We start from the raw sequence: 22,561 nt of genomic DNA on the forward strand, positions 1-22,561 counted from the left end.
CCCGGGTCCACGCCTCATCCCGGGTAGCGGTGCCGCCGTCCCTGGTAGTCGCGGATGCCGTGTCCATCGCCCCCGTGCGTTTCGATCGCGCAACGGCCGATCGGAGCCTTGCCGTGGCCACCGGGGATATCCAGCACGTAGGTCGGCTGGCACAGGCCGGAGACGTGTCCCCGCAAGGCGTCCACCAGATCCTGCCCGCGCTCCACGCTCGGGCGGAAATGGCTCGTTCCGGGGGCGAGGTCGGGGTGGTGCAGGTAGTAGGGTTTGATCCGGTTCCGCACCAAAGCGCGGAACAGCGCTTCCAGCACGGCCGCTTCGTCGTTCACCCCCTTCAGAAGCACGCTCTGGCCGAGCAGCGGGATGCCGGCGTCGGCCAGCCGCGCCGCCGCCGCCGCTGCTTCGGGCGTCATCTCGGCGGCGTGGTTGACGTGGACGGCCACCCAGCTGGCGATGCCGTCGGCGCGCAGCGCCGCCACCAGCTCCGGCGTGACCCGTGCCGGATCGGCGACGGGAATCCGCGTGTGGAACCGTATCACCCCGACATGCCCCATCGCCGCCACGGCCTGTACGATGGCCCGCAGCCGGCGCGGCGCCAGCAGGAATGGATCACCGCCGGTGACGATCACCTCCCAGATCTCCGGGCGAGACCGCACGTACGCCAGCGCGGCGTCGAGTTCGCCGGCCGACAGCGCGTCGCCCCCAGGCCCCACCATCTCCCGCCGGAAACAGAAGCGGCAGTACACCGCGCAGGCGTGCAGCGGCTTCAGCAGCACCCGGTCCGGATAGCGGTGGACGATGCCCTTGACCGGGCTGTGGCTGTGATCGCCGATGGGGTCGGCCAGCTCGTCCTCCGTGCTGTACGCCTCGGCCGGTGCGGGGATGTACTGTACGGCGACGGGATCGTCGGGGGCGGCGCCGGCCAGCCGGTCGAGCACGTACGGGGTCAGGGCCACCGCGTAGCGGTCGGCGACCCCGGCCATCGCCGCGGCGTCGGCCTCCGTCATCAGTCCGGCGGCCACCAGGTCGGTCAGGCTGCGGGCGGGCTTCATCCCCTCTTCCCCTGAAGTGCGTCGTGGGCCATATCACGGGGCCACGCTCTTACCGCTCGAAGGTCAGCATGTCGATGCTTCCGCGCATCATCGGTCACCGCGGGGCCAAGGAGTCCGCCCCGGAGAACACGCTGGCCTCGCTGCGCGAGGCGGTGCGGCAGGGCGTGCGCTGGATCGAGATCGACGTGATGCTCACCCGCGACCGCGTGCCGGTGCTGATCCACGACGACCGACTCGACCGCACCACCGACGGCACCGGCGCCGTGGCCGACCTCGATCTGGCGGACCTCCGCCGGCTCGACGCCGGCTCCTGGTTCGATCCCCGTTTCGCCGGCGAAACGGTGCCGACGCTGGATGAATGCCTGGACTTCGTGATCGGCGAGGGGCTGGGGCTGAACATGGAGATCAAACCCTATCCCGGTCATGAGGTGGCGACCGCCGAGGCCGCCATCGCGCTCCTGCGCCGGCGCTGGCCCACCGACCTGCCGCCGCCGCTCCTGTCCAGCTTCGAGACGGTCTGCCTGGAGGTGGCGCAGCTCCAGGCCCCGGACTGGCCGCGCGGTTACCTGATGTGGGAGCCGCCGTCCGACTGGGCCACCATCGCCGACCGCCTGGGGGCAACCACGCTGAACGTCGAGCAGTCGCGCCAGACAGCCGAAAGCGTGGCCGCCTATCGCGCCACCGGCCGGCCGGTGCTGGTCTACACCGTCAACGACCCGACCCGCGCCCGCGAGCTGTTCGGCTGGGGCGTGACCTCGATCTTCACCGACGCGCCCGGCCGCGTGGCCGCCGCCCTGTCCACCAGCCGGACGGAGTATGACGGATTTTTTTCGCCCCTCGCGAATCCGCTGTAAGGTCCGACGATTTCACCATATATAGGTCGCGATGGGACGGGCGAACCGCGGGGAGCAGGGCTTCCGGCGTGGCATTGCTTCGTCCCTTGCGTGCGTTTTTTCCTGCGTGCGCTGGACCGTGTTCGATGGACCGTGTTTGGAGGAATCGTTGAAGGCGCTGAAGCCGCTGGTGATGTCCGGCCGGGAAGTTCTGCCCCTCGTCGAAGGCGGCAAGGGAGTTTCGGTGTCCAACGGCGAGAGCTCGGGAGCCTGGGCCGCAGCTGGCGGGATCGGCACCTTCTCCGGCGTCAACGCGGACAGCTACGATGAGGCCGGCAACCTGGAGCCCCAGATCTACGAGGGGCGCACGCGCCGCGAACGGCACGAGGAGCTGATCTCCTTCGCCATCCGCGGCGGCATCCATCAGGCCCGCGCGGCGCACGAGCGCTCGAACGGCCAGGGCCGCATCCACATGAACGTGCTGTGGGAGATGGGCGGGTCGGAGCACATCCTGCACGGCGTCCTGGAGGGCGCGCAGGGGCTGATCCACGGCGTCACCTGCGGGGCCGGCATGCCCTACAAGATCGCCGAGATCACCGCGCGCTACGGCTGCCATTACTACCCCATCGTGTCGTCGGCCCGCGCCTTCCGTGCCCTGTGGCTGCGCGCCTACCACAAGTTCCGGGACAATCTGGGCGGCGTGGTCTACGAGGACCCCTGGCTGGCCGGCGGCCACAACGGGCTGTCCAATTCCGAGGATCCGACGAAGCCGGAGGACCCGTTCCCCCGCGTTCTGGCGCTGCGCCAGATGATGGCCAGCTTCGGCCTGAACGACACGCCGATCATCATGGCCGGCGGCGTCTGGTGGCTGTCGGATTGGGAGGACTGGATCGACAACCCCGATCTCGGGCCGATCGCCTTCCAGTTCGGCACGCGCCCCCTGCTGACCCAGGAAAGCCCGATCTCCGACGCCTGGAAGAAGCGGCTGCTGACCCTGCAGGAAGGCGACGTGCTGCTGAACCGCTTCTCACCCACCGGCTTCTACTCGTCGGCGGTGAAGAACCCCTTCATGCTGGACCTGATGGCGCGCTCCGAGCGGCAGGTCGCCTACATGACCAAGCCGGTCGGCGAGCACGCGGCGGAATTCCCGGTGGGCCCGCGCGGCCGCCCCGTCTATCTCAGCGAGACCGACCGCCAGCGGGCGGAGGGCTGGGTGGCCCAGGGTTACACCACCGCGTTGAAGACGCCGGACAGCACGCTGGTCTTCGTCACGCCGGACAGCGCCGAGACCATCCTGCACGATCAGATCGAGTGCATGGGCTGCCTCAGCGCCTGCCTCTTCTCGAACTGGATGCAGAACGAGCAGGGGACCACCGGCAAGAAGGCAGACCCGCGCTCCTACTGCATCCAGAAGACCTTGCAGGCCATCAGCCACTCCGACGACTGCGAGCACCAGCTGATGTTCGCTGGGCACAACGCCTACCGGTTCGCCAAGGATCCTTTCTACGCGGACGGCTTCATCCCGACGGTGAAGCAGCTCGTGGAGCGGATCGCGACCGGATACTGATCGCGGATCGCGACCGGATACTGATTCCAGGGCGGATGGTGGCCGTGGGCCACCATCTTGCATCCGTCCCTCAAATCATTCTAAAGTGGAAGGCTGCGACCCCGTGTCGCGGGCGCGCTTGGCGCGCGTGGTGCCATCACGACGTTCGGGTGCGACATGACCGTTCAACGACCCTTCAAGCCGGCGCTCGACCGACTGCAAGCCGTTGGGCTCCGCCCGACCCGCCAGCGCCTGGGTTTGGCCCGTCTGCTGTTCGACGGTGGCGACCGCCATGTCACGGCCGAGCAGCTCCACGCCGAGGCGCTGTCTGCCGACATGCGCGTGTCGCTGGCGACCGTCTACAACACGCTGAACCAGTTCACCGATGCCGGGCTGCTGCGCGAGGTGGTGGTGGAGGCCGGCAGGTCCTACTTCGACACCAACACCAGCGACCATCACCATTTCTTCCTGGAAGGCTCCGGCCGGCTGGAGGACATCCCCGGCCGCGACGTGGTGCTATCCAGCCTGCCGACACCGCCGGCGGGCACCCGCGTGGCCCGTGTGGATGTGATCGTGCGGCTCGCCGACCTGTCCGATGGCAACCAGTCGTGACACTGAAAATCGTTCTCAATACAGGGCCTTAGAGTCTGGATTAGACCAGTTCCAAATTGTTGACGCGACCCCCGGATGGTGGCATAAGCCAGCCACGCGCTTGGCGCATGGACGGCCCGAACGGACACGCCAAGGCGGCAATCCACCGGAGGAAATCACCATGTCGCTCAAGGGCACGAAGACCGAAGACAATCTGAAGGCCGCCTTCGCCGGCGAGAGCCAGGCCAACCGCCGCTACCTGTATTTCGCCCAGAAGGCCGACGTGGAAGGCTACAACGACGTGGCCGCCGTCTTCCGTTCCACCGCCGAGGGCGAGACCGGCCACGCCCATGGCCACCTGGAGTTCCTGGAAGAGGTCGGCGACCCCGCCACCGGCCTGCCGATCGGCGAGACGGGCAACAACCTGAAGGCCGCCATCGCCGGCGAGACGCACGAGTACACCGACATGTACCCGGGCATGGCGCGCACCGCCCGCGACGAAGGCTTCGACGAGATCGCCGACTGGTTCGAGACGCTCGCCAAGGCCGAGAAGAGCCACGCCGGCCGCTTCCAGAAGGCGCTCGACCAGCTCGCCTGATCCCTGCCCGAGCGACACAGGGGTGGACGCCCTGCGATGGCGTCCACCCCCCTTTTCCAGCCCACCATCAAGAACCGAACAAGCGCCGGCATGAACCGGTGCACGGGTGAGGAACGACCGTCATGCGTGAAGGCAGCCTGGAGCCGCCCGTCCGCCATCCGCTGGACTGGCAGGATCCCGATTTCTACGACGAGGCCAAGCTGGACGCGGAGATGCGCCGCGTCTTCGACATCTGCCATGGCTGCCGGCGCTGCTTCAACCTGTGCGACAGTTTTCCGCGCCTGTTCGATCTGGTCGATGCGGCCGGTGACGAGGAGCTGCACGCCGTCCCGTCCCCGGCCTTCAAGCCGGTGGTGGACGCCTGCACGCTCTGCGACATGTGCTACATGACCAAGTGCCCCTATGTCCCCCCGCACGAGTTCAACCTGGATTTCCCGCACCTGATGGTGCGCTACCGGGCGGTGGAGGCGAAGAAGACGGGCATCCCCTTCAAGCTGCGCGAACTGACGGAAACCGACCGCAACGGTACGTTGGCCCGGCCGGTGGCCGGCCTCGCCAACTGGGCGTCGGACCTGCACAACGACCGCACCCGCGGACTGCTCGAAAAGGTGGCGGGCGTCCACAAGGACGCCTACCTGCCGAAGTTCAACGGCGACACCTTCGCCATGCAGGCCAAGCGGCAGGTGGCCCCGGTCAGCCGCACCGCCCCCGCCTACGGCAAGCGCAAGGCGGTGATCTACGCCACCTGCGCCGTCAACTACAACAACCCCTCCATCGGGCTGGCGGCGCGTGCCGTGCTCCACCGCAACGGGGTGGAGACGGAGGTGGTCTACCCCGGCTGCTGCGGCATGCCGCAGCTCGAACAGGGCAACCTCGCCCGTGTCGATAAGAGTGCCGCCACCGTCGCCGCGGCGCTGGAGCCCTGGATCGACAAGGGCTACGACGTGGTGGCGCTGGTGCCGAGCTGCGCCTTGATGCTGAAGCTGGAATGGCCGCTGATCGTGCCGAAGGGCGCCGCCCACCGCGCCGCGGTGGAGAAGCTGTCCCAGGCGAGTTTCGACATCACCGAATACGTGGTGGACATCGCCCGCCGCCATGGGCTGGCCGACGGGTTGCAGCCGCTTCCCGGCGGTGTCGCCGTCCACATCGCCTGCCACGCCCGCGCCCAGAACATGGGGCAGAAGGCGACGGAGATGCTGCGCCTGATCCCCAAGGCCGACCTGAAGGTGATCGAGCGCTGCTCGGGCCATGGCGGCTCCTGGGGCGTGATGAAGGAGAATTTCGAGATCGCGCTGAAGGTCGGCAAACCCGTGGCCACCCAGGCGGCCAAGAGCGGCAAGAGCTTCCTGGCCTCCGAATGCCCGCTCGCCGGCGCCCACATCATGCAGGGCATCGAGCGGCTGAAGGACGCGCCGGCCGAACTGCCGGAGAACCTGCACCCCATCGAGCTTTTCGCGCGCGCCTACGGCATCGAGCCGTGACGGGGAGCCTCCCCGCACGCCGCCAGGACATCAGGGCTGGAGACAGGACATGACCGTCCGCAAGACCGAGATCACCCGCGCCGACATCGTCCCCATGGCCGAATACGGCAAGGAGCGTGCGGCGCGCCGCAAGGCGCTGGTGGAAATCAAGAAGAACCGCCGCCTGTCGGTCGGTCCCCACGCCACCTTCTATTTCGAAAACTACGACACGATGTGGCAGCAGATCCACGAGATGCTGTTCATCGAAAAAGGCGGCGAGGAGCAGATCGCCGACGAGCTCGGCGCCTACAACCCGCTGATCCCCAAGGGCGCCGAGCTGGTCGCCACGGTGATGTTCGAGATCGACGACCCGGTGCGGCGCGCGGCCGTGCTCGGCCGGCTCGGCGGGGTGGAGGACACCGTCAGCATCCAGTTCGCCGGGCACACCGTGAAAGGCCGGCCGGAGGCCGACGTGGAGCGCAGCCGGGACGACGGCAAGACCTCCTCGGTCCACTTCCTGCACTTCGACTTCACCCCCGACCAGATCGCCGCCTTCCGCACCCCCGGCACCCAGGTGATCGTCGCCATCACCCACGAGAACTACGGCCACCTCGCCATCGTGCCGGAGGCGGTGCGCCAGGCGCTGGCGGGGGACTTCGCGTAAGAGCGGGAAAAGGGGCGCTCCCGCTTGTAGGCAGCAGCGGGAGCCGTTCACCCCGTCACTGAATCGTCTCGTCCGGATAGACGCCCCAGAACTCCGAGCGCTGGATCCAGCCTTTGTGGCCTTTCAGGTCGACCTGGCACCAGGGGCCGTTGCATTTGAGAAGCCAGCCCATGACACCGGGCTGGGCGCGGGCGACCGTGCCGGCGTCGGTGCGGGGTTCGCTGCGCAGCGTGCGGGTTTCGCCGGTGACGATCACGCTGCGCTTGCCGGACAGCATGCTCTGGTGCACCCAGCCCTCGCTGCCCTCCCAGTCGCGGATGCGGCGCCAGGTGTCGAACTCCTGCGTGATCTCGACCGGCATGTCCTTGCGCACGAACACCCATTCGATGGGGTAGCGCGGGGCGGGGCCGGAGCGGACGTTCACCTGGTTGGAGCGCAGGGTGACGAATCGCGGCAGCGGCAGCCCGGTGGTCTGCAGGCTCTTGTCGCGCCGGTGCCCCTCGGACGCGACCGCCGGCGCACCGGCCACCGATGCCACGGCAAGGGCGGCGGCGAGCAGCAGGCGGCACAGGCGCACGATCATCGGCTTTTCACCAGGGTGTGTCGGATGAATTCGGAACGGCCCCAAGGACGGTGGGTGAGGCGATGCGCCCGACTATAAATAGTGGCTAACGCCCCCCGCAAGGCCGAGCGCGCCGAAACCGCCCGGGCGTGGTGCTTGTCACGCGGGGTGCGGCATGCGGCCCCTTGACCTTCCAGCGGCGGGAAGGGTCATGCTTGCCGGACCGAGCGTTCGAGACGATGGGGGTGCCGGGTGTCCGGATCCTGCTGCGGCGGTGGTTGTTCCGCGTCCAAACCGGTGGTGGACCCGGTCTATCGCCGCGTCCTTCTGGTCGCCCTGGCGGTCAACGCCGGGATGTTCCTGGTCGAAATCGTGGCGGGCACCGCCGCCGGTTCAGTGTCGCTGCAGGCCGACGCGCTGGACTTTCTGGGCGACGCCGCCAATTACGTGATCTCGCTGCTGGTGCTGGGCATGGCCTTGCGCTGGCGGGCGCGGGCCGCGCTGATCAAGGGGGTGTCGCTCGGCGTGCTGGGGCTGTGGGTGGCCGGACAGACGCTGTCGAACGCGCTGGCCCAGACGGTGCCGGAAGCCCCGGTGATGGGGGTGGTGGGGCTGATGGCGCTGGCCGCCAACCTCGGGGTGGCGGCGTTGCTCTACGCCCATCGCCATGGCGACGCGAACCGGCAGTCGGTGTGGATCTGCTCGCGCAACGACGCCATCGCCAACGTCGCGGTGCTGGCTGCCGCGGCCGGGGTGTTCGGCACCGCCACCGGCTGGCCGGACATCGCCGTGGCGGCGGTCATCGCCGGGCTTTCGGTGTCCGGCGCGGTGCGGATCGTCCGGCAGGCCGCGGGCGAATTGCGCCCGGTCGCCGCCTGAACCGGCACCTTGGCCGCTGCCACGATGCGGAAGCGCGCATGGCCGCGTCAGGGCGGCTCTGGACAAGGCGTGACCCCGCTTGGTATGGCATGACCAGTGGGCCGAGAGGAGCGTGGTCGGATCATGGAAAGCAAGAGGCCGCTGGTCGTCGTCACCCGCAAGCTGCCGGACGTGATCGAGACGCGGATGATGGAGCTGTTCGACGCGCGGCTCAGCCCCGACGACACGCCCATGTCGCAGGCGGAGCTGGTGGAGGCCGTGCGCACCGCCGACGTGCTGGTGCCCACCGTCACCGACCGCATCGACCGCACGGTGATCGAGGCCGCGGGGCCGCAGCTCCGCCTGATCGCCTCCTTCGGCACCGGTGTCGACCACATCGACCTGAAGGCGGCGCGCGACCGCCACATCACCGTGACCAACACGCCGGGCGTCCTCACCGAGGACACGGCGGACATGACCATGGCGCTGATCCTGGGTGTGGCCCGCAGGCTGGCGGAGGGCGAGCGGCTCGTGCGCTCCGGCCAGTGGAAGGGCTGGGGCCCGACCACCATGCTGGGCAGCCGCATCTGGGGCAAGAGCCTGGGCATCCTGGGCATGGGCCGCATCGGCGGCGCGGTGGCGCGGCGCGCCCGAGCGTTCGGCATGTCGATCCATTACCACAACCGCCGCCGCGTCCATCCCGACGTGGAGGCCGAGCTGGGCGCCACCTACTGGCCCAGCCTCGACCAGATGCTGGCGCGGACCGACGTCATCTCCATCAACTGCCCGCACACGCCGGCCACCTTCCACCTGCTGTCGGAGCGGCGGCTGAAGCTGCTGCGCCCCGGCGCCTTCATCGTCAACACCTCGCGTGGCGAGGTGATCGACGAGACGGCGCTGACCCGCATGCTGTCCAAGGGCGAGATCGCCGGGGCCGGGCTCGACGTGTTCGAGCACGAGCCGGCGGTCAACCCGAAGCTGCTGCGACTCGACAACGTGGTGCTGCTGCCGCACATGGGCTCGGCCACGCTGGAGGGGCGCATCGACATGGGTGAGAAGGTGATTGTCAACGTCCGCACCTTCATCGACGGCCACACCCCGCCGGACCGCGTCATCGAAACTCTGCTGTAGCCGGCTGCGGCGGGCGGGGCACCGCGTCGATGGCCGCCTGCGCCGCGGCGGCCTCGGCCGGAGACAGCGGCTGCCCGGCGGAGTCCACCCGCACCGTCACGTCGCGGCTGGCGAATCGGATACCGGCCTTTTCGAAGGCGTCGCGGATGCGCTGGTAGGCGTCGCGGCGGATCACCCACTGCTTGCCGGGCCGGGTGGTGAACTTCACCCCCACCACCATGTTGAATTCCTCCCACCGGCGCACGCCCTGGGATTTCAGCGGCTGGATGAAGTCGGGTGCGTATTCGGGATCGACCGCCATCTCGGCACCGATGCGCTTGACGATCTTCTTCACCTGGGTCAGGTCGGTCTCGAAGGGCAGGCGGAATTCCAGCCGCACCATCGTCCAGTCGCGGCTGTGGTTGGTCAGCGACTTGATCTCGCCATAAGGCACCGTGTGCACGGCGCCCAGATGGTGGCGCAGCCGCATGGAGCGCAGCGAGATGCCCTCCACCGTGCCGCGCAGGTTGCCGAACTCCACATATTCGCCGACCCGGAAGGCGTCCTCCACCAGGAAGAAGAAGCCCGACACGATGTCGCGCACCAGCGCCTGGCTGCCGAAGCCGACCGCCAGACCCAGGATGCCGGCGCCGGCCAGGAACGGGGCGATGTCGATGCCCAGCGCCGACAGCACCACCAGCCCGATGACCACCACCAGCGCCACCAGGATGGCGGCGCGCACCAGCGGCAGCAGCGTCTTCAGCCGCGCCTCCGGTCCCGACGCCTCGCCGCCCTCGCTGTCGTCGGGCATGGGGGAGCCGCTCGCCGCCGGCCCCAGCCGGTGATCGATGGCGGTGCGCGTTGCCGTCCACACCAGATCGGCGATCAGCAGCGCCACCACGATGCGGAACACCGCCTGCCAGACGGGGCGTACGTCGCCGCCCATCACCCCGCCGACGTCCCAGATCGCGGACAGCGCCGCCACCCCGGCCAGCAGCAGCGTCACCCCCACCGTGCGGCGCAGCGTCGGCAGCCAGGGCGAGGGCTCGTCGCCGTCGGCGGTCACCGACGCCACGAAACCGCGGGCCAGCAGGATGCCGCCCGCGGTGCCGCCGATGACGGCCAGCGTCCAGGCGATGCGGATGGCGTCGGCCACGAAGGCGACCCAGGTGGCGGCGATCAGCAGCGTGGCCAGCACCGGCCACAGCTCCGCCATGGCGCCGCCCAGCCGGCGGACCAGCCCGTCCTCGCCCTCCGCGGCGCGGCGGTTGCCACCGCTGGTCCACCACACCAGCGCGATCGCCAGGACCGCCACCGCCAGCCCGACAGCGCAAGGGATGACCAGACGCGAGTCGCGCATCAGCCCCAGCTCGTGCAGGGCCTGCGTCAGCAACGCGCCGCCCGCCCCCAGGAAGGCCAGGACGCCGACACCCGCGTGCAGGCGGCGGGCGGCCTCGTCGCCGACCGGCAGCAGCCGCAGCGCCGGCGCATCCGGGGCCAGCACCCGCTCCGACACCGCGCGGGCCAGCCTCACGGCGATGAACCACAAAAGCGTGGTGAAGGTCAGCAGCCCGAGGATCGGCGGCCAGGACAAGGCCATGAAGGTGCCCGCCGACGCCAGCGTGAAGATGCCGACCCCCAGCAACGCCAGCAGAACCCGCAGCGCCGTGCGCGCCAGCCGTGCCGACAGCCGCCCGCGCAGCGGTTCCGCCAGCCGCTCGCGCGCGTGGCGGGTCCAGCGCCGGAACAGCGTTTCCGCGGCGAACCCCAGCGCCAGGAAGGTCGCCACCGCACCCGCGGTGTGCAGGCCGGTGGGCAGGTCCAGTTCGAAGGACATGATCTCGGCCGCTTCGCGCAGCTCGGCCGGGAAACGCTCCACCGCGCGGGTCAGGCGGGCGATGCGCTCCTTCACCCGATCGATTCGCCAGGTCAGCATCATCGGCTGGTCCGTGGCGGGCGCTTCGGCCGGCGGCATGGCGCGGGTGATCCACGCCTGCACGGCGGGGTCGCCCAGCAGCCGCACCAGCTCCTGCACCTTGGCGGGGGCCGCATCGGCGGGTGGAGTGGCCGTGGAGGCGGTCTGGGCCGCGCCCGGCGACGTGCCCCCCGAGGCCAGGAACAGGAGCGCCAGCGCGGCACCGAACGCACGTACGGCCGCAAACCACCTCATGGCACCCACTCCCCCCGGCTCTATCCGAACGGAGTGTTGCCTTGCCGGGCCGGCGCTTGCAAGGGGCGGCGGTCAGTCCGCCGCCGCGTCGACGCCGCCGCCCAGCTCGACCCGCACCTCGACCACGCCGGGCTCGTCCAGGTTCTCCTTGCGCACGAAGCCCAGCGTCCGGCACATCGCCAGCATGTTGGAGTTCTCGCGCAGCACCTCGCCATAGACCTCGCGCAGGCCGCGGGTGCGGGCGTAGTCCAGGATCTTGTTCATCAGGATGAAACCGAGACCCTGGCCCTTCATGTCGGAGCGCACCATCACCGCGTATTCGGCGCGCACGTTGTCCGGATCGGCGGCGATGCGGACAACGCCGAACATGATGGTGTTCCCCGTCTCCGGGTCGGGACCTACGGCGACCAGCCCCATCTCGCGGTCGTAATCGATCTGGGTCAGGCGGGCGGCGGCTTGGTGCGACAGCTTCTTCATCGGCGCGAAGAAGCGCAGACGGATGTCCTCCGGCGTCATGCGGGCGAACATCTCGTGCACCAGCGGCTCGTCCTCCGGCAGGATGGGGCGGACCAGGAACTGCCGCCCGTCCTTGATGGCGACCGTGTCCTCCAGCGCCTTGGGGTAGGGACGGATGGCGAGGCGCCGGGCGCCGGACAAGGCGGGCGGCGCCACCTTGATGCGGGCGTCCAGCGCCAGCACCCCGTCCTGATCGGCCAGCAGCGGGTTGATGTCCAGCTCCGCGATCTCCGGGAAATCGACCACGAGCTGGGAGATCTGGTTGAGCGTCAGCGCCACCGCGTCGAGCTTAACCGCCTTGCGCGAGCGGTAGCCCTGGAGCTGGCGCCAGATGCGCGTGCGCGCCATCAGGTCGGCGGCCAGCTTCATGTTGAGCGGCGGCAATGCCAGCGCGTAGTCCTCCACCACCTCCACCCCGATGCCGCCCTCGCCGAACAGCAGGACCGGGCCGAACAGCGGGTTGTCGGTCATCCCGACGATCAACTCGTAGGCGTCGGGCCGCACCGCCATCTGCTGCACGGTGAAGCCGTCGATGCGGGCGTTGGGCACCGCCGCGCGCACCCGGGCGAACATCGCCTCCGCTTCCTCCCGCACCTCGTCGGGGTCGGACAGGTGCAGCACCACACCGCCCACGTCGGACTTGTGGGTGATATCGGGCGACAGGATCTTCAGCGCCAGCGGACCGCCGATCTCCTCCGCCGCCAGGGCGGCCTCGGCCGGGGTGTGCACCTGGTGGGTCTGCACCACCGGGATGCCGTAGGCGGCCAGCACGCGCTTGGCCTCATACTCGGTCAGCCAGTCGCGTCCCTCCGCCAGCGCAAGGTCGACCACCGCGCGCACCATGTCGCCGTTGGTCTGGAACCGCTCCGGCACCGAGGGCGGCGTCTCGATCAGCAGCTCCTGATTGCGGCGGTACTGCACCAGGTGCATGAAGGCGCGCACCGCCTTGCTGGGCGTGGCGTAGGTGGGGATGCGGTTGGCGGCGAACAGGCGGCGCGACTCGACGGCCGAGGTGTCGCCCAGCCAGCTCGTCAGCACCGGATGGCGGCGGCCCTTGTGGGCCTTCAGCGTCTCCACCACGGCCTCGGCCGCGGCGAGGCTGTCGCTGACCGCGTTGGGGCAGTTTAGCACCAGGATGGCGTCGTTGCCGCCGTCGTCCAACAGGGCCGACAGCGTGTCGGCGTAGCGCTTGGGCGGGGCGTCGCCGCCGATGCGCAGCGGGTTGCCCCGGGTGCAGGCCGCCGGCACGGTCTTCGCCAGCTTCTCCCGCGTCTCGTCCGACAGGGCGGCCAGCCGGCCGCCGCCGAGGATCAGGCTGTCGGTCGCCATCACCCCCATGCCGCCGCCGTTGGTCAGGATCATCAGACGGTCGCCGGTGATCGGCACGCCGGTCGCCAGCGTGCCCACCGCGTCGAACAGCTCGTCCAGGTCGCTCACCCGCAGGATGCCGGCGCGGCGGAAGGCGGCGTCGTAGACGGCGTCGGCCACCGCCAGCGTTCCGGTGTGGGAGGTCGCGGCCTCCTGCGCTTCCTCGCTGCGGCCGGCCTTGATCAGCACGACCGGCTTCTGGCGGGCGGCGACGCGGGCCGCCGACATGAACTTGCGGGCGTTGCTGATGCTCTCGACATAGAGCAGGATCGCCCGCACCGTGTGGTCGGAGGCGAGATAGTCCAGCAGGTCGCCGAAATCCACGTCCGACTTCTCGCCCAGCGAGATCAGGTGCGAGAAGCCGATGTTGCGCGCCGTCGCCCAATCGACGATGGACGTCACCACCATCGACGACTGCGCCACCAGCGCCACGTCGCCCTTCTTCGGCGCCACATGCCCGACGCTGGCGTTCAGCCCGCGCCCCGGCACCATGCAGCCCAGGCTGTTGGGGCCGAGCAGCCGCATCAGGTGCGGCTTGGCGGCGTCGAGCACCGTCTGCTGGGTCTCCGGCGTGAAGCCGCCTGACAGGATGATGGCGGCCTTGGTGCCCTTGCGGCCGAGCTGGTCGATGGTCGCCGCCACCGTGTCGGCCGGCGTGCAGATCACCGCCAGGTCGGGGGCGATGGGCAGGTCGTCCACCGACTTGTAGGTGAGCACCCCCTCCACCGCCCGCTCCTGCGGGTTCACCGGCATCACCGGGCCGTCGAAGCCGCAGTGGAACAGGTTGCGCGCCACCACGGCACCGACCGTGCCGGGCTTGCGGCTGGCGCCGATGAGCGCCACGGACGACGGTTTGAACATGTGGTCGAGGTTGCGGACGGTCATGGCCGGGGTCTCCCGTCTGGACGGCGCGGAGTGGGCATCACGCTGGGCACGGATTGGTATGACCGGCGGATGCGCCGGCCGCGCGAACCAATGTGCCATCACGTGGGGCGTGGCAACCGATATCGCAGCGGCGAAATGCCGCTTGGGGGGGGCGCGTCAGCGGAGGCGTCCGGGCCTAATCGTCCAGGCCGTCGTCCTCGAAATCGAACCGCCGGCCGGCGGGTTCATCGGCATAGCGACCGCAATGCCAGAGCTCGATCGTTGGGAAGCGCTGCAAGCCCCCGACCTTGCGGTACATCACATAGAACCCATGGCGCTGCCGCAACCAGAAACTCTCCATCGACTCCTGATGGGTCCAGAGGGTGTCCTGGTTGGTGCTGGAGTTCTTTGCAAAGGAGGCTTCGATGGATTTGATGCGACCTTGATCCCCCGTCGTCATCGCGTCGAAGGTATCGACGAAGGTCGGGCTCGCCTTGAACTCGCAGGACGCCCGGCGCCCGCGGATGTGCGCGAGGAATGGTAAGGACGTGGACATCACCGTCACGGCTTTCCCGAAAGATTGACCCAGCCCTTTTGCGCGATGTCCTGGGAAATGCGATCGACCAGCTTGCTCGCCTTGCGCTGCTGCTCGGGCGTCAATGCCGGAGCGACGGCCTTCTGTCCCGCTCCCGATCCGCCCATGGCGACGGATGCGCCACGTGCCACCATCGATTTGATCGTGTGCTTCATATCCAGTCCCCGGGGAATTCCGGAATATACTATGCAACCCTTCCTTTCAGGGTGACCCACAGCAGCGCCAAATCTGTGGATAACCCCTCGATTTCTGTTGATAACCCTGTTGATAAACGTCCGGCGTCGCGAACCCTCCAGCCGCGTGAGGCGAATCGCGCCGCGTCAATCCCCGCACAGCGCCCGGTAGATCGCCGCCGTCTCCGCGTCGAAGCACACGAAGCGCACCAGTTCGACGGCACCGCCGACCGCCAGCTCCTCGGTCACCGCCATCACGGCGATGCGGGCGGCCCGGTCCTTGGGGAAGCCGTAGATGCCGGTGCTGATGGCGGGGAAGGCGAGGCTGCGGATGGCGTGGGTGCGGGCCAGCGTGAAAGCGGCGCGGTAGCAGCTCTCCAGCAGCCGGTCCTCGTCCTGGCCGCCGCCCTGCCAGACGGGGCCGACGCAATGGATGATGTGGCGGGCCGGCAGGTCGTGGCCGGCGGTCAGACGGGCTTCGCCGGTCGGGCAGCCGCCGATACGGTCGAGCTCGCGCTGCAGGGCGGGGCCGGCGGCACGGTGGATGGCACCGTCCACGCCGCCGCCCGCCTTCAGCGCGCGGTTGGCGGCGTTGACGATGGCGTCCACCGTCTCGCGCGTGATGTCGCCCTGGGCGACCCGGATGCGCGCCGCCGTCACCGTAGTCTTTACCCTTGTCGGCCGTTCAGATGATCAGGCCGGGCTTGCCCTTGGTGGCCGCCGCGGCGCGTTCCATGCCCTCGACGATCTTCTGCGCCGCCTCGTCGGCGTCGCCCCAGCGCAGGATCTTCACCCACTTGCCCTTTTCCAGGTCCTTGTAGTGCTGGAAGAAGTGGGCGATCTGCTCGGTCAGCGTCTCCGGCAGATCCTTGTAGCTGTTCACGTCGGTGTAGAAGGGGTGCAGCTTGTCCACCGGCACGGCCAGCAGCTTCTCGTCCTCGCCGGCCTCGTCCTCCATGAACAGGACGCCGATCGGGCGCGAACGCAGGACGGCGCCGGGGATCACGGAATGGCGTCCCACCACGCAGACGTCGACCGGATCGCCGTCGCCCGACAGGGTGTGCGGGACAAAGCCGTAGTTGCAGGGGTAGTACATGGCCGTGTGCAGGAAGCGGTCGACGAACATGGCGCCCGATTCCTTGTCGATCTCGTACTTGACCGGCTCACCGCGCAACGGAATCTCGATGACCACGTTGACGTCCCACGGCGGGTTCTTGCCCACCGGAACCTTGCTCAGATCCATGAAAATGCCCCTTGCCAGGCGTATCGTTGCACGCAGACCGGCGCCGCCGGGGGTTCGGTCCCCCGCGACGCTTGGCGCGAGTGTAGGCGCAAGCGGGCGTGCCGCCAAGATCGTTGCGTGCGCTGCGGCAATTGTACTCATGGTGCTGGGGTGGGGGGCCCTGGGGTGGGCGGTCCCGGCGCGGGCGGAGACGGCGCGGGCGGAGACGGCGCACGCCGTCGCCATGCACGGCGATCCCAAATACCCCGACGGGTTCCCCCATTTCGACTACGTCAACCCCGACGCCCCGAAGGGCGGCACCCTGCGCCAGGCGGTCGTGGGCAGCTTCGACACGCTGAACCCGCATGTGGTGAAGGGTGTGCCGGCCCCCGGCCTGTCGGCCGTGTTCGAAACGCTGCTGGCCCGCTCCTGGGACGAGCCCTTCTCGCTCTACGGGCTGCTGGCCGAGCGGATCGAGCTGCCGGAGGACCGCTCCGCCATCACCTTCCACCTCGACCCCCGCGCACGCTGGCACGATGGGACGCCGGTGACGGCGGACGACCTGCTCTTCTCCCTCGACATCCAGCGCCGGCTGGGCACGCCGAACCGGCGCCAGTATTACGGCCGGGTGGCGGTGGCGGAACGGCTGTCCGACCGCGCGGTGCGGCTGACCTTCACCCCCAACCCCGACGGGCGGCCCGACCGCGAGCTGCCGTTGATCCTCGGGCTGATGCCCATCCACCAGAAGGCTTGGTGGCAGGGGCGGGAGTTCGACCGCACCACGCTGGAGCCGCCGATGGGCAGCGGCCCCTTGCTGGTGGCGGAGGTCGATGCCGGCCGGCGCATCGTCTACGAGCGGGTGGCGGACTATTGGGGGCGCGATCTGCCGGTGCGGCGCGGTCTCTACAACGTGGACCGGGTGGTCTTCGACCTCTACCGCGACGACACGGTGGCGCTGGAGGCCTTCAAGGCCGGGCAGGCCGACGTGCGGCGCGAAACCGACCCGTCCAAATGGGCGACCGGCTACGACGGCCCTGCCCTGAACGATGGCCGCATCGTCATGGAGCAGTTCCGCCACGCCCGGCCGGAACCGGCGCGCGGCTTCATCGTCAACGAGCGGCGCAAGCCCTTCGACGACATCCGCGTGCGGGAGGCGCTGGGCCTCGTCACCGACTTCGCCTGGATCAACCGCAGTTTCTTCCACGGCGCGCTGGTGCGCACCGCCAGCTACTTCCCGAACTCCGAACTGGCTGCCACCGGGCTGCCGGACGCGGCGGAGCGGGCGCTGCTGGAGCCGTTCCGCGACCGATTGCCGCCGGCGCTGTTCCAGCGTCCCTTCACCTTGCCGGAAACGGACGGCAGCGGCCCCGCGGGCGGGCGGGCCAACCTGCGCACGGCGCTGGCGCTGCTGGAGCGGGCGGGGTGGCGGGTGCGGGACGGGCGGCTGGTTGACGCCGGCGGACGGGCGATGACCTTCGAGATCCTGCTGGGCGACCCCGCCGACGAGCGCGTCACGCTGGCCTTCGCCCGCAGCCTGGAGCGGCTTGGCATCCGCGCCACGGTGCGCACGGTGGACAGCGCCCAGTACCAGGGGCGGCTCGACAGCTATGACTTCGACGTGACGCTGCGCTTCTGGGCCTCCACCCTGTCGCCGGGGAACGAGCAGCTTTATTATTACGGCTCCGCAGCGGCCGACCAGCCGGGCAGCCGCAACATCGCCGGTATCCGCGACCCGGCGGTCGATGCTCTGGCCGCGTCGCTGGGCGACACACGGCGGCGGGAGGATCTGGTGGCACGGGTGCGGGCGCTCGACCGCGTGCTGCTGTGGGGGCACCACATGGTGCCGCTGTTCCACAGCCCGGTCGACCGCCTCGCCCGCTCCACCCGGCTGCGCCGGCCGGACGGGGTGCCGCTCTACGGCCCGCTGGTGGAAAGCTGGTGGGTGGGGGAGTGAGCGGCGGCGGCGGGGTTCAGTTCAGGATCAGGTCCGCCAGTTCCGCCGCAAGCGCGTCGGCCCCGTCCAGATGGCGCACCCCGTCGATGCGCGCCGCCCCGGCCAGCCCGAAGACGCGTTTGCCGAGCCGCAGCCCGAGCGCCACCTCCGACAGCGTGCCGTAGCTGTCGCCGACCGACACCAGGCACAGGCTGGCCTGCGCGATCAGGGCGTTGCGGGCCTCGCCGATGCCAGTGGCGATGGGCACGGCGACGAAGGGGTTGGCCTGGGCCGGATCGGCGCCCGGCAGCAGCGCCACCGTCAGCCCGCCTTCCGCCGAGGCGCCCCGGCTGGCCGCCTCCATCACCCCTTGGCGTCCGCCGCAGAGAAGGGTGAGGCCGCAGCGCCCGAGGACGCGCCCGACCGCTTCCGCCGCCGCCAGCACCTCGGCCGAGGCCTCGTTGGGGCCGATCACCCCGACCGGCGGGCGCACGGGATGACCGCTGCGTCGTTGCAGCCAGGACAGGGCCGCCTCCGGACCCGCCGGTTCCGGCTCGGCCGGCGCAGCGGCGGGTGTCCACAGGCGGGCCGCGGGATCGAAGGCCAGGGTGTCGCGGTGCAGGCGCCCGGTGGCGCGGTCAATGCTGTGCATGGCGTGCCTCGGAACTTGCGGCGGCGATCTCGGCCGCCGCCATCAGCAGCGAGCAGACCGCCAGCAGGACCACCGACACCGCCGCGGCGAGCGGGAAGTCCGCGCCGCTGTCGGCGACCATGCTGTAGAGCCGCAGGGGAAGGATGTTGATCTGCGTGCCGACCAGCGCGAGCGCGGTGCCGTAGGCGCCGATGGCGACCGCGGCGACCAGCGCGAAGGCGGCGGCCACGGTCGGGGCGATCTGCGGGACCATCACGTCGGCCAGCGCCCGCAGGCGGCTGGCGCCCATCGACTCGGCGGCCTGGAGCTGCCGCTCGTCGAAATTGGCGAAGACCGGCACCAGCATCAGGATGACCCGCGGGGTCAGATAGTAGGTGTAGGCCAGCACCAGCCCCCACTCGCTGAACAGGAAACTGGCGACCGTCGCGGGGTCGGCGCCGAGGCGGGCCAGCAGCATCGTGACGAAGCCGGCCCGGCCCAGCACCAGGATGAAGCCGTAGGCGATGATCAGCCCGGAGAAGGTCAGGGGCAGGGCGATGACGACCTGGATCAGGGCGCGCCGGCCGGGCGGCAGACGGGCCAGATGCAGGGCCACCGCGATGCCGATCACCAGCGCCACCGCCGCCGCCTCCACCCCCAGCACCAGCGAGTTCAGGAGCGACGCCACCAGCTCCCGGTTCGCCAGGAAGCGGGCCAGCGCGTCGCCGCGGAAGGCCTCCGCGACGACGACCCCCAGCGGCAGCAGGAAGAACAGCGCCAGCACCGCCAGCCCGGGGGCGGCAAGGGCAAGGGTGAGCGCCGGCGCCTTGTTCATGGGCCTTGTCCTCAGTTCAGGGCCGCCTTGGCCCACAAGGCGTCGACCTCGGCCTTCTTGGCGGCGGCGGCCTTGACGTCGAGCGGGCGGACCTGCGGGGCGGCCGGCAGCTTGTCGGCGACGCTGGCCGGCAGCGTGACGCCGGGCACCGACGGGCGGACGAAGCCCTGGGCGAAGATGCCCTGGCCGGTCTCGCTCATGATGAAGTTCAGCCACAGCTTGCCGGCGTTCGGGTTGGGGGCGTTCTTCACGAGGCTGATGGCGTAGGGGGCGGCGACCGACGCCTCGGCGGGGATGACCACCTCGACCGCGTCGCCCATGCCGTCCACATGCTTGGCCTTCAGCCCGTCGTTCTCGTAGGAGATCCAGATGGGGATCTCGCCCTTGACGAACTGGGCGTAGGGGGTGGTGCCGACGACGCGCAGCACGTTGCCGCCCTTGTGCAGGCGCCCGAAGTAATCCGCACCCGGCGCCAGATTGTTCATGTCGCCGCCGTTGGCGAAATTCGCCGCAAAGGACAGCACCTGCCCGACACCGGTGGAGCGCGGGTCGAGATAGACGACGCTGTTCTTGTACTCCGGCTTCAGCAGGTCGGCCCAGCCCTTGGGCGTCTCCTTCACCAGCTTCTTGTTGACCATGAAGGCGATGGTGAGGGAGTGGATGGTGAACCACTTGCCGTCGGGATCGCGGAACACCTCGGGCAGCTTGTCGAAATTCACCGGCTTGAAGGGGGCGACCACGTCCTTGGCCACGGCGTCGATGGCGGACGCTGCGAAGTAATAGGCGGTGTCGGCCTGCGGCCGGTTGCGCGCCTTGTCCAGAGCGACCACCGTGGCGGCCGAGCCCAGGTCGTTGTAGGTGATCTCGACGTTGGGGTAGCGCTTCTTGAAGGCGGCGAACTGGGCGGCCCAGTTGGCCCAGGTCGGCCCGGTGTCGAAGGAGACGACCATCCCCTCCTTGGCCGCCGCCTCGTAGAGGGCGCGTTCGCCCTGGTAGAGTTCGGGGCCATCCGCGGCGGTTTGGGCGGCGGCGGTTTGGGTGACGGCGGGGGCCGCGGTGGCGGCGAGCGCCAGGGAGGCGGCGAGCAACAGACGTTTCATGGCGGACTCCATTCCCTGTTTGTTGTTACGCGGTCAGCGCCGGAGCAGGCGGATGCCCTCCGGCGGGATCCCGACGGCCGCGATGTCCCGGCGGGACGCGGTTTCACCGAGGATGCAGCCCCCGGCCACCGCCAGATCGAATCGGCGCAGCGAGCCCAGGAAGCGGTCGCGCACCACCCGGCCTTCGAAGCGGTTGACGGCCCCCTCCGGGTCCGGGCGCACCGCCTCCGGGCGGAAGAAAACGGTCACGGTGCTGCCGGCCGTGTGGTCGCCGGTGGCGCAGGCGAGCGTGCCGATGGCGGTCTCCACCAGCCCCGGCGCCCGCACCACCCCGTCCAGCAGGTTGGCGTGCCCGACGAAGCCGGCGACGAAGGCGTCGGCCGGCTCGTCGTACAGCGTGCGCGGTGTGGCCACCTGGAGCAGCCGCCCGTCGCGCATCACCGCCACGCGGTCGGCGATGGACAGCGCCTCCTCCTGGTCGTGGGTGACGTGCAGGGTGGCGATGCCGTGCTCGCGCTGGATCGCCCGGATCTCGTCGCGCATGGCGGCGCGGTGCGCGGCGTCGAGCGCCGACAGCGGCTCGTCCAGCAGCAACGCGCGTGGCTGGAAGACCAGCGCGCGGGCGAGCGCCACCCGCTGCTGCTGGCCGCCCGAAAGCTGGCCGGGCAGGCGATCGGCCATCCCCGACAGCCGCGCCCGCTCCAGCGCCTCGCCGGCCCGGCGCAGCCGCTCGGCGCGCGGCGCCCCGCGCAGCTTCAGCGGGTAGGCGACATTCTCGGCCGCACTCATGTGCGGGAACAGGGCGTAGCTCTGGAACACCACACCGAGGTCGCGCCGGCGTGCCGGCACATGGGCCATGTCCTGCCCGCCGATCCTGATGGCCCCGGAATCCGGCGTCAGGAAGCCGGCGATCAGGCGGAGCAGGGTGGATTTGCCGCAACCGGACGGGCCGATCACCGCGCAGAACTCGCCCGCCTCCAGGGACAGTGTGATGCCGCTCACCCCGGCACCGGCGGGCGCGTAGGCGAAGGACAGGGACTCGACCGCAACGCTCATCACACGCCCCCCTGACGCAGGCTCACACCCCGCCCCGCCACCGCCGACCCCAGCGCCGCGGTGAAGGCCAGAAGCAGCAACACCATGGTGCCGGCGCAGGCGAAGCCCGTCGCCCCGTAGAAGGCCTGCAGCAGCACCACCGGATAAGGCCGCGACAGGAAGCCGGCGATCAGATTGGACAATTGGAATTCCCCGATCGACAGCGCCGCCACCATGATCAGGCCGGACGCGAGGCTGTGGCGCAGGCTGGGCAGCACGATGTCGAACAGCCGCGCGAAGAAGCCGGCCCCCAGCGATTCGCCCGCACGCTCCAGCGTGGCGAGGTCGAGGTGCCGCATGTCGGCGACCAGCGTCTGCATCAGATAGGGCAGCGTCAGCACCACATGCCCGGCGACCAGCAGCCAGGAGGTGCCGAGGAACGGCAGCGCGTCCGACGAGAAGACCAGGATGAAGCCGAAGCCCAGCACCAGCGGCGGGGCCGCCACCGGCAGCAGGTACAGCACCCGCGCCGCCACCCGCACGCCGCGGCCGGCCGCCGAATAGATGGCGTAGGCCAGCGGCACGCCGATCAGCGCGGTCGCGGCGCAGGTGGCGGCGCAGACGGTGAGGCTGACGCCGAAGGCGCGGCGGAAGCTCGGGTCCGACCACACCTCCTCGTACCAGCGGGTGGTGGCGCCGGTCGGCAGCAGGGTGTTGGTCCACAGCTCGCCGAAGGACCCCACCGCCAACAGCAGGATGGGGGCCGCGAGGTAGGCCAGATAGAGGGCGGTAACGATCGGCATCCAGTGGTGGCCAGCGTCGGAAATTGGTCAAGCGTGGTCGATTTC

22 protein-coding genes are annotated in these 22,561 nt (G+C 69.9%); 9 read left to right on the forward strand and 13 right to left on the reverse strand.

Translation table 11 applies throughout. The features are described 5' to 3' along the window. Nucleotides 1-14 precede the first annotated feature (14 nt). On the reverse strand, nt 15-1,049 hold the full coding sequence (locus HL658_RS11225) for a lysine-2,3-aminomutase-like protein (RefSeq protein ID WP_180281967.1): 1,035 nt from the start codon (nt 1,047-1,049) through the stop codon (nt 15-17). 68 nt (nt 1,050-1,117) lie between these two features. Here HL658_RS11225 and HL658_RS11230 point away from each other — a divergent pair, with 68 nt between their 5' ends. The 6 genes from HL658_RS11230 to HL658_RS11255 all read left to right on the forward strand — a co-directional run bounded on the left by HL658_RS11230 (nt 1,118) and on the right by HL658_RS11255 (nt 6,741). Next, the gene (locus HL658_RS11230; protein WP_180281966.1) at nt 1,118-1,903 is read left to right on the forward strand and encodes a glycerophosphoryl diester phosphodiesterase; all 786 of its coding nucleotides are present in this window, start codon (nt 1,118-1,120) and stop codon (nt 1,901-1,903) included. Between the two features lie 148 nt (nt 1,904-2,051). Continuing rightward, nucleotides 2,052-3,449, forward strand: coding sequence for an NAD(P)H-dependent flavin oxidoreductase (locus HL658_RS11235; protein WP_180281965.1), 1,398 nt, complete (start codon nt 2,052-2,054; stop codon nt 3,447-3,449). 156 nt (nt 3,450-3,605) lie between these two features. Beyond that, the gene (irrA, locus tag HL658_RS11240) at nt 3,606-4,040 is read left to right on the forward strand and encodes an iron response transcriptional regulator IrrA (protein WP_180281964.1); all 435 of its coding nucleotides are present in this window, start codon (nt 3,606-3,608) and stop codon (nt 4,038-4,040) included. A 160-nt stretch (nt 4,041-4,200) separates the two neighbouring features. Further along, nucleotides 4,201-4,617 (forward strand): rubrerythrin family protein, encoded by a 417-nt coding sequence (locus HL658_RS11245; RefSeq protein ID WP_180281963.1) that lies wholly within the window; start codon nt 4,201-4,203, stop codon nt 4,615-4,617. A 122-nt stretch (nt 4,618-4,739) separates the two neighbouring features. Next, nucleotides 4,740-6,098: a heterodisulfide reductase-related iron-sulfur binding cluster gene (locus HL658_RS11250; RefSeq protein ID WP_180281962.1), complete on the forward strand. Its 1,359-nt coding sequence runs from the start codon at nt 4,740-4,742 to the stop codon at nt 6,096-6,098. A 49-nt stretch (nt 6,099-6,147) separates the two neighbouring features. Further along, complete coding sequence (locus tag HL658_RS11255) at nt 6,148-6,741, forward strand: DUF3501 family protein (protein ID WP_180281961.1); 594 nt, start codon at nt 6,148-6,150, stop codon at nt 6,739-6,741. A gap of 55 nt (nt 6,742-6,796) precedes the next feature. Here the strand turns inward: HL658_RS11255 and HL658_RS11260 are convergent, their stop codons facing one another. Next, nucleotides 6,797-7,324: an SH3 domain-containing protein gene (locus tag HL658_RS11260; protein ID WP_180281960.1), complete on the reverse strand. Its 528-nt coding sequence runs from the start codon at nt 7,322-7,324 to the stop codon at nt 6,797-6,799. A gap of 279 nt (nt 7,325-7,603) precedes the next feature. Here HL658_RS11260 and HL658_RS11265 point away from each other — a divergent pair, with 279 nt between their 5' ends. Together HL658_RS11265 and HL658_RS11270 are read left to right on the forward strand one after the other, a co-directional pair. Then, a complete protein-coding gene (locus tag HL658_RS11265) occupies nt 7,604-8,182 on the forward strand; it encodes a cation efflux transmembrane domain-containing protein (RefSeq protein WP_425485330.1) in 579 nt (192 codons plus the stop codon). A 123-nt stretch (nt 8,183-8,305) separates the two neighbouring features. Beyond that, nucleotides 8,306-9,292 (forward strand): 2-hydroxyacid dehydrogenase, encoded by a 987-nt coding sequence (locus tag HL658_RS11270; protein ID WP_180281958.1) that lies wholly within the window; start codon nt 8,306-8,308, stop codon nt 9,290-9,292. Here the strand turns inward: HL658_RS11270 and HL658_RS11275 are convergent. The 6 genes from HL658_RS11275 to ppa all read right to left on the reverse strand — a co-directional run bounded on the left by HL658_RS11275 (nt 9,273) and on the right by ppa (nt 16,200). Then, nucleotides 9,273-11,441, reverse strand: coding sequence for a mechanosensitive ion channel family protein (locus HL658_RS11275; RefSeq protein WP_180281957.1), 2,169 nt, complete (start codon nt 11,439-11,441; stop codon nt 9,273-9,275). The genes HL658_RS11270 and HL658_RS11275 overlap by 20 nt on opposite strands. Before the next feature lie 72 nt (nt 11,442-11,513). After that, a complete protein-coding gene (locus tag HL658_RS11280; protein WP_180281956.1) occupies nt 11,514-14,210 on the reverse strand; it encodes a bifunctional acetate--CoA ligase family protein/GNAT family N-acetyltransferase in 2,697 nt (898 codons plus the stop codon). 175 nt (nt 14,211-14,385) lie between these two features. Next, on the reverse strand, nt 14,386-14,754 hold the full coding sequence (locus HL658_RS11285; RefSeq protein ID WP_180281955.1) for a hypothetical protein: 369 nt from the start codon (nt 14,752-14,754) through the stop codon (nt 14,386-14,388). Continuing rightward, nucleotides 14,751-14,939 (reverse strand): hypothetical protein, encoded by a 189-nt coding sequence (locus HL658_RS11290; RefSeq protein ID WP_180281954.1) that lies wholly within the window; start codon nt 14,937-14,939, stop codon nt 14,751-14,753. Before HL658_RS11290 ends, HL658_RS11285 begins: the two co-directional genes overlap by 4 nt. Before the next feature lie 165 nt (nt 14,940-15,104). Continuing rightward, nucleotides 15,105-15,617: an O-acetyl-ADP-ribose deacetylase gene (locus HL658_RS11295; protein WP_180281953.1), complete on the reverse strand. Its 513-nt coding sequence runs from the start codon at nt 15,615-15,617 to the stop codon at nt 15,105-15,107. A 25-nt stretch (nt 15,618-15,642) separates the two neighbouring features. Continuing rightward, nucleotides 15,643-16,200 (reverse strand): inorganic diphosphatase, encoded by a 558-nt coding sequence (gene ppa / locus HL658_RS11300; RefSeq protein ID WP_180281952.1) that lies wholly within the window; start codon nt 16,198-16,200, stop codon nt 15,643-15,645. Between the two features lie 139 nt (nt 16,201-16,339). Between ppa and HL658_RS11305 the strand changes: the two genes are divergently transcribed. After that, a complete protein-coding gene (locus tag HL658_RS11305) occupies nt 16,340-18,133 on the forward strand; it encodes an extracellular solute-binding protein (protein ID WP_180281951.1) in 1,794 nt (597 codons plus the stop codon). Nucleotides 18,134-18,149: 16 nt separating this feature from the next. On the opposite strand, the gene HL658_RS11310 is transcribed toward HL658_RS11305, so the two are convergent. Genes HL658_RS11310 through HL658_RS11330 form a run of 5 tightly spaced genes read right to left on the reverse strand, consistent with a single transcriptional unit; the run spans nt 18,150 to nt 22,516 of the window. Further along, on the reverse strand, nt 18,150-18,764 hold the full coding sequence (locus HL658_RS11310) for an SLOG cluster 4 domain-containing protein (protein WP_180281950.1): 615 nt from the start codon (nt 18,762-18,764) through the stop codon (nt 18,150-18,152). Beyond that, entirely contained in the window at nt 18,751-19,578 is an 828-nt protein-coding gene (locus HL658_RS11315) for an ABC transporter permease (protein WP_180281949.1), read from the reverse strand. The genes HL658_RS11310 and HL658_RS11315 overlap by 14 nt, the downstream gene beginning before the upstream one ends. An 11-nt stretch (nt 19,579-19,589) precedes the next feature. Next, a complete protein-coding gene (locus tag HL658_RS11320) occupies nt 19,590-20,678 on the reverse strand; it encodes an extracellular solute-binding protein (RefSeq protein ID WP_180281948.1) in 1,089 nt (362 codons plus the stop codon). A 33-nt stretch (nt 20,679-20,711) separates the two neighbouring features. After that, on the reverse strand, nt 20,712-21,734 hold the full coding sequence (locus tag HL658_RS11325) for an ABC transporter ATP-binding protein (protein ID WP_180281947.1): 1,023 nt from the start codon (nt 21,732-21,734) through the stop codon (nt 20,712-20,714). Next, a complete protein-coding gene (locus HL658_RS11330) occupies nt 21,734-22,516 on the reverse strand; it encodes an ABC transporter permease (protein WP_180281946.1) in 783 nt (260 codons plus the stop codon). Before HL658_RS11330 ends, HL658_RS11325 begins: the two co-directional genes overlap by 1 nt. Nucleotides 22,517-22,561: the final 45 nt, after the last annotated feature.

The organism is Azospirillum oleiclasticum, from assembly GCF_013423485.1.
GTDB classification, from domain to species: Bacteria; Pseudomonadota; Alphaproteobacteria; order Azospirillales; family Azospirillaceae; genus Azospirillum; species Azospirillum oleiclasticum.